1 protein-coding gene is annotated in these 369 nt (G+C 65.9%); it reads left to right on the top strand.

From position 1 onward, the window contains the following. Positions 1–369, top strand: a 369-nt coding sequence (locus tag KUG38_RS07450) for a glycogen/starch/alpha-glucan phosphorylase (RefSeq protein WP_216920330.1), incomplete at both ends; no start/stop codon positions are given.

The following is a 369-nucleotide window of genomic DNA, read 5'->3' as shown; positions in this document are numbered from 1 at the left end:
CCCGAATTCGCCGCCCTCTGGCCCGAGAAGTTCACCAACGTCACCAACGGCGTCACCCCCAGGCGCTGGGTCGCCCTGGCCAATCCCCAGCTCTCGGCCCTGCTCGACACCTCGATCGGCGACGGCTGGGTGCGCAACCTCGATGAGCTGCGCCAGCTGGAGCGCTACGCCGATGACAGCGGCTTCCTGGAGCACTGGGGCGCCACCAAGCTGTCGGTGAAGCGCCATCTCACCCACTACATCCACCGCCACACGGGCGTCCTTGTGGATCCCGCCTCGATGTTCGACGTGCAGGTGAAGCGCATCCACGAGTACAAGCGCCAGCACCTCAATGCCCTCCAGGTGATCGCCCAGTACCTGCGCATCAAG

Source organism: Synechococcus sp. CCAP 1479/9 (genome assembly GCF_019038535.1).
Taxonomy (GTDB): Bacteria; Cyanobacteriota; Cyanobacteriia; order PCC-6307; family Cyanobiaceae; genus Cyanobium.
Note: the sequence above shows the minus strand (reverse complement) of the source record. Positions and strands in the feature narration are given on the sequence as shown.